Here is a 12,884-nt window from a genome sequence, read left to right on the forward strand (position 1 = left end):
CGGAGAGTTGTTTGTATACCTGCTGGCGGCGAATTCGGCGCTTGGCATCCCATTTGCGCAGCAGAGTCGCCACAGCTCGTTGGTAGAGTTCGGCGCGATCGGCCGGAAAGTCTCCAGAATCCTCGAATTCCAGGCACAGCAGCGTCAGCAGCAGGGGATTGGTAGCCAGTTCTTCGATTGTAGGGTTGGCTTTGAGTTGGGCTAGGAAATCTTCTGCAAAGTCTAACTGTTTGATGTCGAACCAGCGCTGAGCAAATGCCCGAATTTGTTCGTCCTCGAAGGCGGCAACTTCCACCTCGCAAAACTGGCTGAAGGTATATTCTCGCGCCGCAATCCGGCAGGTGGCGACGAATTGACTGGGGGTAAATCGGTTGGCAATGTCCTGAATCTCGCGGATGATGCGATCGCTATCTTCTTCGCGCACCTCGTCCAACCCATCCAGCAGCACTAACCCCCGCCCAGCTTGCAGCAAACGTTCGAGAGTGGATTTCGCCTCAGTTCGTTCCCGATTCGCCCCCGATACCCATTCCTCGGCAATGTAGTCCAGCAAACCCGGCGTACCGTCGGTTTCGGCAAATCTTTTCAGCGGCACGAAGATAGCAACCCGATCGCTTTGAAAATTCCCCCGGCTGCACTCGATCGCCAAATACTTCAAAAACGTGGTTTTACCCACTCCCGGCTGTCCCAACACCATCAATTTGCCGTACCGTTCCACCGCCTCCAATCCCGGTACGCGCTGCTCTTTTACGCCACTCAACCCAAAGCGATCGAATTCCCCCAGGCTGCAACCCTCAAGCAATTGCTCCAAATTCAACCGCCTGCGCCCGATAATTTTCTCCAAAATATTGACTTCGGTGTAAATCTTGCCCAAGCCGATGGGTTGCGTCATATCCAGCACCCGCATCGTCCCGCATTCTCGATCGATAATCGGGCGCACCTTTTCCCGAATTTCCTCGACTAAGGCATCAATTTCGATCTTGCAATATTGCTCTACTTTTTCTGTATCGATTTCGGCAATCTCACCCCACTCTAAATCCAAAGCCGTGCAAATTTCCATAAAAATAGGTCGATCGACGGGTCTTCTCGCAAAGAAATTAGTAATCGTAGGTCGAGATCGTCCCACTCTACCGCCCAAAAACTCCTTCGTCCATCCCGTTCGCTTAAATGCCGACTCTGCTTGTTGAATGCCCTCTTTGGAAGCCCGCAGAGATCGTTTCGATCGTCCCATGAATCCTCGAAAGTTTTACTTTTATAGGACTTACGCAACGGCTCTAGATGTAGGGGTAATCCCCCCGTGGTTACCCCGATAGGATTAATCCCCCCGCGCTCGCCCCGATCGGATATCTATCTATGGTGGCGAGCGCGTAAGTCCTATTTTACATAAGTCTTACATAAGGTTAACGCCTTACTCTGACCACAGTTAGCGGTATTTCGACGAACCTAAAAGAGTCGTTACCTAAAACATGAAATGAACGTTGAAACGAACGCTCACACGAACCAATTCCAAGCGATCGAAACCCAGCCAACCCAACCCATCTATCTGGCTCCCGCGCAACCCACCGCCGAAATTCCCGCCATGCCAACAACGCCACCACCCACCCATGGCGACAGCATCTTCTGGACGATTATCGCCCTCTCCGTCCTCATTCGCGCCATCGGTGGAACCAAACCCGATCGCCCCTTAACCCAGGGCGACCGGTCTAGCACCTAGTTGGGGAGATGAGGCGACAAGGGAGAGGGAAGGGAGACGCGCATACAAGAAAATGATGGGGAGAATAACAACTCACCAATTATTCATTAGAGTTGTTCGTTCGTTCATTAACTCTCCCCTGCCTCCCCTGCCTCCATCTCCTTTCCGAATTCCGAACTCCGAACTCCGAATTCCGAACTCCGAACTCCGAATTCCGAACTCTGAATTCTCCCAACTGTTACATTTGTTGACAACATGGTTAGAGAGGGATTTTCTCAGTGATAGGATGCCATCAAAACCATTTGTGAGAACACTATGGCAGAAGAACTAACAGGAAAAACACCGATATTCGGTGGTAGCACCGGTGGCTTGCTCACCAAAGCCGAAGTCGAAGAAAAATACGCCATTACTTGGAGCAGTTCCAAGGAACAGGTATTTGAAATGCCCACGGGTGGCGCGGCCATCATGAACGAGGGCGACAACTTGCTTTACTTGGCACGCAAGGAACAGTGTCTGGCACTGGGAACTCAGTTGCGGACGAAGTTCAAGCCTAAAATGGATGATTACAAAATCTACCGGGTTTTCCCCGATGGAGAAACGGAGTACCTGCATCCTAAGGATGGCGTCTTCCCCGAGAAGGTGAACGAAGGTCGGGAAGCCGTGGGTACGCTCGATCGCAAGATCGGCGATAATCCCAATCCTTCCAAAATCAAGTTCAGCGGCAAAGAACCTTTCGATCCGTAGAAGGTCTTGGGGGACAAAGAGACCGGGGACGCGATCGCCCCATTTGCAATCGGTTGGTTTTTTTGTCCCCCGATTCGACCCTCTCAATTAACGTAAATTCGGGATAAGCTAGAACATTAACGCGATCGTTGTCCGCTCCCAAATCTCCTACAAAGATGCGCCATCGATCGATTTTTATGGGATTGCGAACCCGCGCCTGACGTTCGATCATGATTTTTCCCGATTTCTCCGAGTTTTCCCACCTCGCCGCACAAGGTAACTTCATCCCCGTCTATCAAGAGTGGGTGGCGGATTTAGATACTCCCGTTTCGGCTTGGTATAAAGTTTGCGCGGGTCAACCCTATAACTTTTTGTTGGAATCGGTGGAGGGGGGAGAGCGACTGGGACGCTACTGTTTTCTCGGTTGCGATCCTCTCTGGGTTTTGTCCGCTCGGGGAGATACGACGACTCAAACCCACCGCGACGGTGGAATTGAAACGTTTACTGGCGATCCTTTCGCGATTCTGGCAAACTGTCTGAAGTCGTTTCAACCGGTGAAGTTGCCCCAATTGCCCTCGGGAATTGGAGGTTTGTTCGGTTTTTGGGGATACGAATTAATTCAGCCCATCGAACCGCGCGTCCCAATCTACCCCAACAAAGACTCGGATTTACCCGATGGGTTGTGGATGCAGGTCGATCGGCTGTTCGTGTTCGATCGCGTGAAGCGGAAAATTTGGGCGATCGCCTACGGGGATTTGCGCGACCCCAATGTAGATGTTACCGAAGCATACCAAAAGGCGGTGGATGCGGTGACCAAAATGGTGGCCAAACTGCAATCACCCCTCGATCGTCACGATACGATGCTTGAATGGACGCCACCGGTTCGTGGGAAAACGGAAGCGGAGGAGTCCGCCTTCGCCAGCAACATTCCCAAAGAACAATTTTGCGAAAACGTCCGCAAGGCCAAAGAATATATCAAAGCCGGGGATATCTTCCAGGTGGTCATCTCCCAGCGACTTTCCGCTCAGTATGCTGGCGACCCCTTTTCTCTGTATCGTTCCCTGAGCCTGATTAACCCTTCCCCGTACATGGCGTACTTCAACTTCAACGACTGGCAACTCATCGGGTCGAGTCCGGAAGTGATGGTGAAAGCCGAACGAAACGGCGATGGCGGAACGATCGCCACCGTCCGCCCGATCGCCGGAACCCGCCGCCGAGGCAGAACGGATGCGGAAGATGCGGCCCTGGCTTCTGAGTTACTTAGCGATCCCAAAGAAGTGGCCGAACATATCATGCTAGTCGATTTGGGACGCAACGACCTCGGTCGCGTTTGCGAAAAGGGATCGGTGCGGGTGGACGAACTGACGATCGTCGAACGCTACTCCCACGTCATGCACATCGTCAGTAACGTCATCGGCAAACTGGAGGAGGGGAAAACTGCCTGGGATTTGCTCAAAGCCTGTTTCCCCGCTGGAACCGTCAGCGGCGCGCCGAAAATTCGCGCCATGGAAATTATCAACGAGTTAGAACCCTGCCGTCGCGGTCCTTATTCGGGGGTATACGGCTACTACGATTTTGAAGGTCAGCTCAACAGTGCCATTACCATTCGCACGATGGTGGTTCGTCCGGGGGAAACCGGCGGGCATACCGTTTCCGTCCAAGCCGGTGCGGGATTGGTCGCCGACTCGGAACCGGAAACCGAGTACCAGGAAACCTTGAATAAAGCCCGAGGTTTGCTCGAAGCCATTCGGTGTTTGCGATCGTCGTGAGCCTTGCGCCCCCGCTGTCTGAGAAAAATCGAGAAAACGTAACAGGCTTGTTGTTGCAAATTCTTGACAAAAAACCAACAATACGGTATCGCTTTTTTTGAGTTCGAGGGTGAGTCCTCGAATGAGGTCGATCGACGCTAAACGCTAGATGTACAGTCAATAAAATCTAGTCAGGACTAAAAACCCTCCAAACGGGAGCGTTGAGAATCTTTCATCTGGATAAGGGGTTGACGGTTTGGGTCGTTAAATTAGTCTAAACTCCAAGTAGGTAAAAACAATTCAGAGGAGACTCTGTCATGGATGCTGCGACACTCTGGCAACGCTATCAAGACTGGCTTTACTATCACGAGGGTTTGGGACTGTACCTCGATGTCAGTCGGATGGGATTTGACGATGCCGAAGTCGAAGCCCTCAACCCTAAATTTGTCAAGGCTTTTGAGGAGATGGCAGCCCTAGAAGCAGGGGCGATCGCCAACCCCGACGAAAATCGGATGGTGGGTCACTACTGGCTGCGCGACCCGGATTTGGCCCCCACCCCAGAAATCCAGAAGGAAATTACCGAAACCCTAGACAAAATTGAAACCTTCGTCCAAAAAGTCCGCATCGGTACGGTACACCCCCCCAAAGCTCAAAAATTTACCGATATTCTCTCCATCGGCATTGGTGGATCGGCTTTAGGTCCTCAGTTTGTCGCCCAAGCTTTAGCCCCCGACAACCCACCTCTGGATATCCACTTTATCGATAATAGCGATCCGGCTGGTATCGATCGAACCTTGGCCGGGCTTGGCGATCGACTTGCGAGTACCCTAGTTTTCGTCATCTCTAAATCTGGCGGTACGCCCGAAACCCGCAACGGCATGGTGGAAGTGCAAAAAGTCTTTGTCGATCGCGGTCTGGATTTTGCCAAGCAAGCCGTCGCCATTACCGGAGTTGATAGCAAACTCGACAACCTCGCCAAATCTGAAGGTTGGCTGACGACCTTTCCCATGGCGGACTGGGTGGGGGGACGCACTTCCGAACTCTCTGCCGTGGGCTTACCCGCCGCCGCCCTACAGGGCATCGATATCCGCGCCATGCTTGCCGGAGCCAAGGAAATGGATGAAGCCACTCGCGTCCGGGAGCTGAAAAACAATCCTGCCGCCCTCCTTGCCTTAGCTTGGTATTATGCGGGGAATGGCAAAGGGGATAAAGATATGGTTGTCCTGCCCTACAAAGACTCCTTATTACTCTTCAGTCGCTACCTACAACAACTGGTGATGGAGTCTTTGGGTAAAGAAAAAGACCTCGATGGCAATGTGGTCAATCAAGGGATTGCGGTCTACGGAAATAAAGGCTCGACAGACCAACATGCCTACGTCCAGCAATTGCGCGAGGGGGTGCCGAACTTTTTCATGACCTTCATTGAAGTCCTCGAAGATCGCAACGGTCACTCCCCCGAGATCGAACCCGGTGCCACTTCTGGCGACTATCTCTCGGGATTTTTGCAAGGAACCCGCACTGCCCTCTACGAAAATCAGCGAGATTCTCTGACTCTGACCATTCCCCAAGTCAATCCCCGGACGGTAGGGGCAATGGTCGCCCTTTACGAACGAGCGGTAGGATTGTATGCGAGTTTGGTAAATATTAATGCCTATCACCAACCGGGCGTTGAAGCGGGGAAAAAGGCAGCCGCCGCGATCTTAGAACTTCAGACACAAGTGATGGAAGTCTTGAAATCTGCGAGCGAACCCCTATCGCTCGCAGATTTGGCTAAGGCAGCGGGACGTCGGGAAGATGTTGAAGCCATCTATAAAATTGTCCGTCACCTCCACGCCAATCAACGAGGGATGACATTAACGGGAAATCTAGGAAAACCTGCTACGATCGAAGTGTCTATGACTTGAGAAATCGGGTTTGGGGTATGACCCATGAATGGGAAACGATCGAAGATCGAGCCATCATTAGAGGGTAAGTAGCACAGATTGCGCGCGATCGAAAAATGCTTCGATGTTCTCAGGTGGCGTAAATATCGAGAGTTTTTCGCGATCGTTGCCCATCTATCTGGAGAAAGTCGATCCGCGCGCATTGCGTAGCGTAATGAAGCGAACCCTTACAACATGCAAAATGGGTCGCCTAACCCCTATTCCCTGTTTTTCCTGACGCTCTGGCGGTCAAAATATGCCTCTGACCATTCTTGTTGTCGATGACGATCCGGGCATCCGAATCTCGATCGGGGACTATTTAGAACTGTGCGGCTACTCGACGATCGTTGCCGAGAACGGTCGAGAAGCTTTGGGTTTGGTAGAGAAATATCACCCTCACCTGATAGTCACCGATGCGATCATGCCTCAGATGGATGGTTTCGAACTCGTGCGTAGAGTTCGACAGCGTCCGGATTGTCGCTTACTCCCCGTAATTTTTCTGACCGCTCACAATCAAACGCCCGATCGCATTCGGGGCTATCAACTCGGAGTAGATTTGTATATGCCCAAACCGTTCGAATTAGAGGAAATCGGTGCGGTGGTACGCAACTTGTTGGATCGCTATCTAGTGATGTATACCGCCGTTCCATCCGGGTTGCCTTTGTCTTCACCGCTTCACATTTCCCCAAACTCGACGACGGAGTTACCCCAAGACGAGCGCTTGTCCGATCTTTCCCTAACGAATATTCCCGAGCTGGATTTGACGAAGCGAGAACGGGAAACTTTGGAAGAATTGGCGAAGGGATTATCTAACTCTGAAATTGGCTCTCGTCTTTACCTGAGTCCTCGGACGATCGAAAAATATGTCAGTCAGCTATTAAGTAAAACCGATACTAAAAATCGATCTGAATTGATTCGTTTGGCCATCGAACATCATTGGGTCGAGTAGCAATCCGATTTTTTTTGAAGGTGGGAGTCAGAATACCCAATCGCTTATAGCTGTTTTTGGGTATGCTCTAGCAATCCTTCGCAAGCATCGACGAGGAGATCGATAACTCGATCGAATCCTGCCGGGCCGCCGTAGTAGGGATCGGGAACCTCTTTGAGATCGTGTCGGGTGCAGAACTCGCACATCATCCGAACTTTATCTTCATACTGTCCGGTGCGATCGAGGGCGATTAGATTTCGATAGTTTTCTCGGTCCATCGCTAAAATCAGATCGAATTCCTCGAAATCGTCCACCTCAAACTGACGCGCGCTTCCTTTGAGTTCGATGCCCTGCTTTTTTGCTGCCGCCGCCATACGTCGATCGGGAGAACTACCGATATGATAGCTCGACGTTCCCGCCGAATCGCAGTGAATGCGATCGCTCAAACCGGCTTTTTCGATTTGGTGATTCATGATATTCTCCGCCGAAGGAGAACGGCAAATATTGCCCAGACAGACAAATAATAATTGATACGCCATGAGTATCGTTACAGATAACTTTTCGATCCCAACTCCGGACAAAATAGCGGTTGCCCCACACTTTACGACTAGAAAAGATCGATCGTCATCGATCGACCTTTTCTCGAGACTCGCAAGCGATCGACTTTAAACGAGGGAAATAGATACTTTTCTATCTTTCCCATTCAAAAGTATTTTCTCAGGTCTGAGAGGGTGAAAATTTGAGATTGAATCTAGTCAACGAAGCGATTGCTTCGATCGCTTCGTTCGCAAAAAATTGCATTATGTTTATAGCGATCGGTCGACCGAAGTCCGAGGTGCGATCGCCATCAGTTTTCTGACTCCATCGACCGATGGGTCGATCGCCCATCACATCCCCGGTAGATTCAAGCCTCCGGTCAGTTCTTCCATCTTTTCCCGCATGGTTGTGGTCGACTTATTGTAGGCGTCTTGCATTGCTTCGGTGACCAATTGCGACACCACATCGGCTCCTTCACCCAACACATCGGGAGAAATTACCGCGCGACGGGGTTCTTGGTTTCCACTGAGAATGACTTTCACCAGACCGCCGCCGGCCTCCCCTTCCACTTCGAGTAGATCGAGATCTTCCTGAAGCTTTTTCGCACCTTCTTGAACTTGCTGCGCTTTTTTGAAGGCTTCGGTAAGTTCCTTCATTTTACCTAAACCGAAACCAAATCCTTGTCCTGGTTTTGCCATGATCTGTCGATTTTACTTAACTCGCGTGTAAATATTTGAATGAGTTTCCAGATAGGAGGAGCCGACCTTCATTAAGCTCGCGCCTCACTCGATAGGACGCAATTGATTTAAAGCACTTGCGGTTACTAATGGTATCTCTAAGAGTTCACCTTAGCACTTAACCCAGTATTGCCGGAAGACTCCGGTTTAGCATAGCGCAACGGAGGAGATGGCGATACCCATCTGGAGATATCTTGTGGGAACTCTGAGGAAATCGCCAATTTCTGCCCCTAACAATCGAGTGACGAGCCAAATCAATGCGATCGCCTTTTACGATTCTAAAAAATACTTGGAAACATCATTGCGGGTCGAGCGCGAACGAAGACTCAACCGAGCATCTCCAATATTCCCCAAACCAATCCCCCAGAAAGGTAAGTGATGCCCAGCCAGAAAAATGTCCGTTGCAAGCGGTTGAGAATCGGTTGAATTTCATAGGAGACCACCAGACTATCTCGGGTGAGAATTTCCGGGGTTTTCGTCCAACATTGCCCGTCGTACCAGCCCGATTCTTCGTAAATAACGGTCGTATCGGACAGGCGATCGCTCACGTACCGCCACCCCAAATACAGTCGCACGACAAGCAAAAACACGATAAAACTCGCCCCCGCCGCACCGCCGAGGAAAAACCGCATGGGAAACTTTTCGGGGGAGAAACTCGCCGCCACAACGGGCCCGACAAACAACCAACCGGGCAGCCAAAACCAGGCAAGCATCGTTAGATAGTCGCGCAATTCGCCGGTACAAGAACGGAAAAAGCAAGATTCCCTGAGGGTTTGATACTCGACGATGGGTTGCTGTTCCGTAGGAACCGGACAGATTGGGGTATAGGTTCTGTTAATTTTGGGTTTCACGTATCGGTTCCCCGATTTTATTTCCCGATCGTTAGTTTTCCGAAAAAGGGTTGGGCGAGGGTTGATTTTCTGGGGCAGATCCGGGATATTCTATCCGTTCGGCGTGTCCCCAAAAGGCTTCTAAATTGTAGAACTCCCGCTCTTCGGGCATCATAACATGGGCGATCGCATCCCCGTAGTCGAGCAGTATCCAAGTCCCATCAGATTGTCCTTCGATACGCGGACAGGAACGATCGAACTCCGTTTCGAGGCGACCGCGAATGGATTCGGCAATAGCCCGTACCTGGGCTTTGGAGAAGCCAGTGACGATGGTGAAGTAGTCAGCCAGATAAGATACGCCTTCCACGTGCAAGATGACGATATCTTCAGCTTTGCGATCGTCTGCAGCACTTGCGATCGCCATGACCAGATCTCGGCTGCTCGGTTCGATGATACCCCGATGCTCGGAATTTGAGCTAGAAGAAGATTGAACGATCGAAGAATTTGTCATTAAATTCTCAAAACTCTACTTTCATGTTGCAAAATTTCACTATGTCTCAAGAGATCGCGACCCATGCTTGCAATAATGCCACAATTTTTCGGGCACTTGGGTTTCTCTATTTATTCGATCTATACTAGCAAATTCGAGCTAGAAATGCAGGCGGTCGTTACAATTCTCTGTACCCCAGAAGTCAGGTTCGCGAATGCTCCCCTGCTTCGATCTCCATCGGTCGTGCGAGAGTCTAACTGGGTTTTTAATTTATTGACAAGGAAATGGTACTTTAAAAACAAAAGAGTATTTAGGTCTTTAACTTAAAGTTTTGTTTAAATTTTTGATTTTGGAGTTAGTTTGGTGAAAAAAACAATTTTTGCTCTATTATTTACCTTTGGCATTTGTGGCTGTACTCAAGAAGCCCAAGATCAAGTGGGAAGGCAGATTCAGAACTGGACGGGAACCGATGGAGTTTTGGAGATTTACGCCGGAGACAAACTCACCAATCGGTTTATTAAAATTGACAAGCTATCTACAGCCTATGGAACGAGCGATCGCGTTACCCCCCGCCCTTATCGATACGGTTACGGGTATTTGGATCGAAATCTAAACTATCAAGTGGACTCGGGTGAAAAACGGGTGTATTTCGAGTTTAGCGATTATTCAACGAGCTATATTTTCTACGAAAATCCCGGAGCCTCAAATCCCCAACCCAATTCCAGCTCAAATTAAATCAACGATCTTCTATTAGCTCACTTTATCCAAAATAAAGATACTGCCCTCATTTCCCCGTCCGATGCGTAAATTATCATCTAGGTAGGTAATGTCCAGCCATCCTTGTTGGTTGCCGTCGGGGATGAGAAAATCGATCGCCCCAAATCGATAATTTTTTCCCGATTCGATGCGATCGATAAATTGTTCTGGAGACTGGTAACCCAAAATATTCTGAAATCCTGAAATTGCTCGCTCGAATTTAACGTTAACTCGCTGGGAATTTTGAGGCTCGAAACGAGCGCAGACACTCAATATTGCCGCTAAATACGGCAATCCTGAAAGCTCGGCAATATTGTATATTTTAGCATTTTTGATTCGCACGCACTGATAGATATTTCCGAGTTTCGCTAAGGGAATATTATTGAGTCCTAAAAGTTCTCGACTTGTGGTGTACAGCAAGCGCCAATTGCCATCGAGTAGATGAGGAACTTCGAGGGGGTTGGGATTGGGATTATATCCTTCCAGGCGCGCCACTAAGCTCGCGATCGCCTGTTTTTCTATTTTTGTGGCTGAAATACCAATATTTTTGCTAGCTATTGCCTGAAGAAGATCGCCTTTAACGAGCATTGTTTAGTCCTCGTCAATCGTTTGAAAAAATAGGTTCGATCGACTCCTTTTAAGATATCGTAGATTCCTCTAGCTTGTCGTCATCCCTTTTCCCCATCGGTCATTCACTCAATTAAAGCTCGTGGTTGGGATCGAGGATTCGATCGCGTACCCGATTTCATGGGTAGACCCCCAACCCCGTATCTTCCTACCGATTGAGGGGTTGGAGTTCGGTTTTTCGATCTCCCACGACACGGGTGATTACATCCTCATTCCCGACTATTTTTTCGCCCCTCGATCGCTGCCACCACAGTTCTCTATTTCCGATCGTCAGGCAATTTTGCCTCCCGCCAAGTTACCGCGTCCATGAGTATGAAATCGTTATCCCGACGTACGATCGCCGATTCGACTAGCAAAGTCGCAAACACAGACTCATCAAGCTGGTTCCGGTTCAAAACCAACCATCGGACAGAGTGCTTCTCCAGCAACTCGATCCGTTGGGTATCTGAAGTCTCGATGCTAAAAAATGTCTCCACATCCAGGTATTTCTCCCCCCGATCTGGCACGAAGAGTTCTGGATGAATTGCGTAAACGATACGTCCGCGCGACGACGGTATCGGCCACATCGTTTGTGGATCGGACAAAACGACATCACGCCGGCCGACAGGTTCGAGGAGGGCATCAAAACGCGATTTGAGATCGATTTGCTTATTTTCCTTGCCCAACAGCGGCGCGATATAGGCTCGGGCAAGATGGGGTTCTTCGAGCACTGTATAAAACTGAGGCAGGAGGAAATACCCCAATACGATCGCCATCGTAACTTCGATCGCCGCCTGGGGAACTTGCGGGCGACCGCCCGCAACTAGGGTCTTCAAGCGTCTGGGCCAGGTTCTCAACTCCAGCAGACCCGTTCTGTAGATAAACACGCCAAGGGCGAGGTGAAAAAAAATCAAACCACTCAAGGGTATCCGGTAGAGAAGGCTGGTTCCGGGCATTGATGGTGGCAAGATAAAAACCAACAGTCCGGCAAAATAAATGACATAACCCCCCAGCAAAAATAGGCGTACCATCTTTCGTTCCCGATACGTGAAGGCAAACAGCCCACAAGCGACCGCTGGTACGCACCATTGAGTCAGCATTTTATGGCTGACACCTAAATTAATTGAAAAGGGAAGCTTGGTGGTCGCGGCTTGGATAAAGCTGAACCAAGGCCAGAGGCTGCAAAGAAGGGCGACCCCCACCCAAAGACAAAATACACCACCTATGAGTCGGCGGCGGTTAGGGGGTTTGGCTGCAATCGCGAAGAGGCAAATTCCGAATTGTGTCAGCACTCCCGTCAGGGGGTGATCGAGCAACGCGATCGCACAAAGCACCACCATTAAAGGAAGGGAAAAATCTCTCCAGCCCTTGCGTCCGAAACGCCCGAACAACGCCCAAACAAATAGAGTAATCGCAAAGCTAAACGCAGAAGGGTTAACCTGATGCCAAGGCAAGTCGCTCAGTGCGTAAGAGTTGGAATGCCCAGGTGCGCCGCCGTACAATCCCAACATCACGATCAGTCCCGCCAAAGCGGAAGGGGCTTCACCAAAGCTTTTGAGTAAAGCAGCCACACCGGTAATCAGCAGGATCGTATTCACGATCGCCGCCAAACTCAGGGTCTGGTACGGATCTAGCCCCGTTATCCGACTTAAAGAAGCCCACCCAATTGCATAAGGCGAGTACCGCGCGGAAGGAGCATCGGTTGCATAAGTTGGATTACCGGGATTCCATAGCTGCTCGGTCAGGGTCTTCAAGACCCGATGGTGTTCCCATGCATCGGTTGACCAATGATTGTCCCGATAGCCCGTACATAGGGCAACGTAAATCACGAGAACCACCCCCAAGAGCCAAAAACCGAGAGGAATTGTTCGATCGTTCTGTTGAATCACAATCTTATTTCATGTTTCTGACTTATCA

At 50.2% G+C, this 12,884-nt stretch carries 14 protein-coding genes; 7 read left to right on the top strand and 7 right to left on the bottom strand.

Features of this window, described 5'->3' with window-relative positions; genetic code table 11:
- Positions 1-1,228, bottom strand: a 1,228-nt coding sequence (locus IQ235_RS00435) for an NACHT domain-containing protein (protein ID WP_264319526.1), incomplete at its 3' end; no start/stop codon positions are given.
- Positions 1,229-1,468: 240 nt separating this feature from the next.
- Between IQ235_RS00435 and IQ235_RS00440 the strand changes: the two genes are divergently transcribed.
- The 5 genes from IQ235_RS00440 (at position 1,469) to IQ235_RS00460 (ending at position 7,032) form a co-directional block, all read left to right on the top strand.
- Positions 1,469-1,711 carry a hypothetical protein gene (locus IQ235_RS00440; protein ID WP_264319527.1) on the top strand — a complete coding sequence of 81 codons (243 nt, stop codon included), beginning with the start codon at positions 1,469-1,471 and terminating at the stop codon, positions 1,709-1,711.
- A gap of 294 nt (positions 1,712-2,005) precedes the next feature.
- Entirely contained in the window at positions 2,006-2,434 is a 429-nt protein-coding gene (locus IQ235_RS00445; protein WP_264319528.1) for a photosystem I reaction center subunit II PsaD, read from the top strand.
- A gap of 209 nt (positions 2,435-2,643) precedes the next feature.
- Positions 2,644-4,182 carry an anthranilate synthase component I family protein gene (locus IQ235_RS00450; RefSeq protein WP_264319529.1) on the top strand — a complete coding sequence of 513 codons (1,539 nt, stop codon included), beginning with the start codon at positions 2,644-2,646 and terminating at the stop codon, positions 4,180-4,182.
- A gap of 296 nt (positions 4,183-4,478) precedes the next feature.
- Positions 4,479-6,065: a glucose-6-phosphate isomerase gene (locus tag IQ235_RS00455; protein ID WP_264319530.1), complete on the top strand. Its 1,587-nt coding sequence runs from the start codon at positions 4,479-4,481 to the stop codon at positions 6,063-6,065.
- A 274-nt stretch (positions 6,066-6,339) separates the two neighbouring features.
- Entirely contained in the window at positions 6,340-7,032 is a 693-nt protein-coding gene (locus tag IQ235_RS00460; RefSeq protein WP_264319531.1) for a response regulator transcription factor, read from the top strand.
- Between the two features lie 44 nt (positions 7,033-7,076).
- Here the strand turns inward: IQ235_RS00460 and IQ235_RS00465 are convergent, their stop codons facing one another.
- The 4 genes from IQ235_RS00465 to rsfS form a co-directional block, all read right to left on the bottom strand.
- A complete protein-coding gene (locus IQ235_RS00465) occupies positions 7,077-7,550 on the bottom strand; it encodes a low molecular weight protein-tyrosine-phosphatase (protein WP_264319532.1) in 474 nt (157 codons plus the stop codon).
- A gap of 348 nt (positions 7,551-7,898) precedes the next feature.
- The gene (locus IQ235_RS00470) at positions 7,899-8,246 is read right to left on the bottom strand and encodes a YbaB/EbfC family nucleoid-associated protein (protein WP_264319533.1); all 348 of its coding nucleotides are present in this window, start codon (positions 8,244-8,246) and stop codon (positions 7,899-7,901) included.
- A 365-nt stretch (positions 8,247-8,611) separates the two neighbouring features.
- The gene (locus IQ235_RS00475; RefSeq protein ID WP_264319534.1) at positions 8,612-9,136 is read right to left on the bottom strand and encodes a CGLD27 family protein; all 525 of its coding nucleotides are present in this window, start codon (positions 9,134-9,136) and stop codon (positions 8,612-8,614) included.
- A 31-nt stretch (positions 9,137-9,167) separates the two neighbouring features.
- On the bottom strand, positions 9,168-9,626 hold the full coding sequence (rsfS, locus tag IQ235_RS00480; RefSeq protein ID WP_264319535.1) for a ribosome silencing factor: 459 nt from the start codon (positions 9,624-9,626) through the stop codon (positions 9,168-9,170).
- 342 nt (positions 9,627-9,968) lie between these two features.
- On the opposite strand from rsfS, the gene IQ235_RS00485 reads away from it, so the two are divergent.
- Positions 9,969-10,340, top strand: a complete 372-nt coding sequence (locus IQ235_RS00485) for a hypothetical protein (RefSeq protein WP_264319536.1) — start codon at positions 9,969-9,971, stop codon at positions 10,338-10,340.
- A gap of 15 nt (positions 10,341-10,355) precedes the next feature.
- Here IQ235_RS00485 and IQ235_RS00490 read toward each other — a convergent pair whose 3' ends face one another.
- Positions 10,356-10,949, bottom strand: a complete 594-nt coding sequence (locus tag IQ235_RS00490) for a PAP/fibrillin family protein (RefSeq protein WP_264319537.1) — start codon at positions 10,947-10,949, stop codon at positions 10,356-10,358.
- Positions 10,950-11,070: 121 nt separating this feature from the next.
- Here IQ235_RS00490 and IQ235_RS00495 point away from each other — a divergent pair, with 121 nt between their 5' ends.
- Positions 11,071-11,298, top strand: a complete 228-nt coding sequence (locus tag IQ235_RS00495; RefSeq protein WP_264319538.1) for a hypothetical protein — start codon at positions 11,071-11,073, stop codon at positions 11,296-11,298.
- Here IQ235_RS00495 and IQ235_RS00500 read toward each other — a convergent pair.
- On the bottom strand, positions 11,246-12,856 hold the full coding sequence (locus IQ235_RS00500; protein ID WP_264319539.1) for a putative glycosyltransferase family protein: 1,611 nt from the start codon (positions 12,854-12,856) through the stop codon (positions 11,246-11,248). The genes IQ235_RS00495 and IQ235_RS00500 overlap by 53 nt on opposite strands.
- Positions 12,857-12,884 lie beyond the last annotated feature (28 nt).

It is taken from the genome of Zarconia navalis LEGE 11467 (assembly GCF_015207075.1).
GTDB classification, from domain to species: Bacteria; Cyanobacteriota; Cyanobacteriia; order Cyanobacteriales; family Geitlerinemataceae; genus Zarconia; species Zarconia navalis.

Excerpts from the sequence above, each read along its gene's own strand:
- IQ235_RS00440 (WP_264319527.1), top strand. The coding sequence starts at position 1,469 with ATGAACGTTGAAACGAACGCTCACACGAACCAATTCCAAGCGATCGAA.
- IQ235_RS00445 (WP_264319528.1), top strand. The coding sequence starts at position 2,006 with ATGGCAGAAGAACTAACAGGAAAAACACCGATATTCGGTGGTAGCACC.
- IQ235_RS00450 (WP_264319529.1), top strand. The coding sequence starts at position 2,644 with ATGATTTTTCCCGATTTCTCCGAGTTTTCCCACCTCGCCGCACAAGGT.
- IQ235_RS00455 (WP_264319530.1), top strand. The coding sequence starts at position 4,479 with ATGGATGCTGCGACACTCTGGCAACGCTATCAAGACTGGCTTTACTAT.
- IQ235_RS00460 (WP_264319531.1), top strand. The coding sequence starts at position 6,340 with ATGCCTCTGACCATTCTTGTTGTCGATGACGATCCGGGCATCCGAATC.
- IQ235_RS00465 (WP_264319532.1), bottom strand. The coding sequence starts at position 7,550 with ATGGCGTATCAATTATTATTTGTCTGTCTGGGCAATATTTGCCGTTCT.
- IQ235_RS00470 (WP_264319533.1), bottom strand. The coding sequence starts at position 8,246 with ATGGCAAAACCAGGACAAGGATTTGGTTTCGGTTTAGGTAAAATGAAG.
- rsfS (WP_264319535.1), bottom strand. The coding sequence starts at position 9,626 with ATGACAAATTCTTCGATCGTTCAATCTTCTTCTAGCTCAAATTCCGAG.
- IQ235_RS00490 (WP_264319537.1), bottom strand. The coding sequence starts at position 10,949 with ATGCTCGTTAAAGGCGATCTTCTTCAGGCAATAGCTAGCAAAAATATT.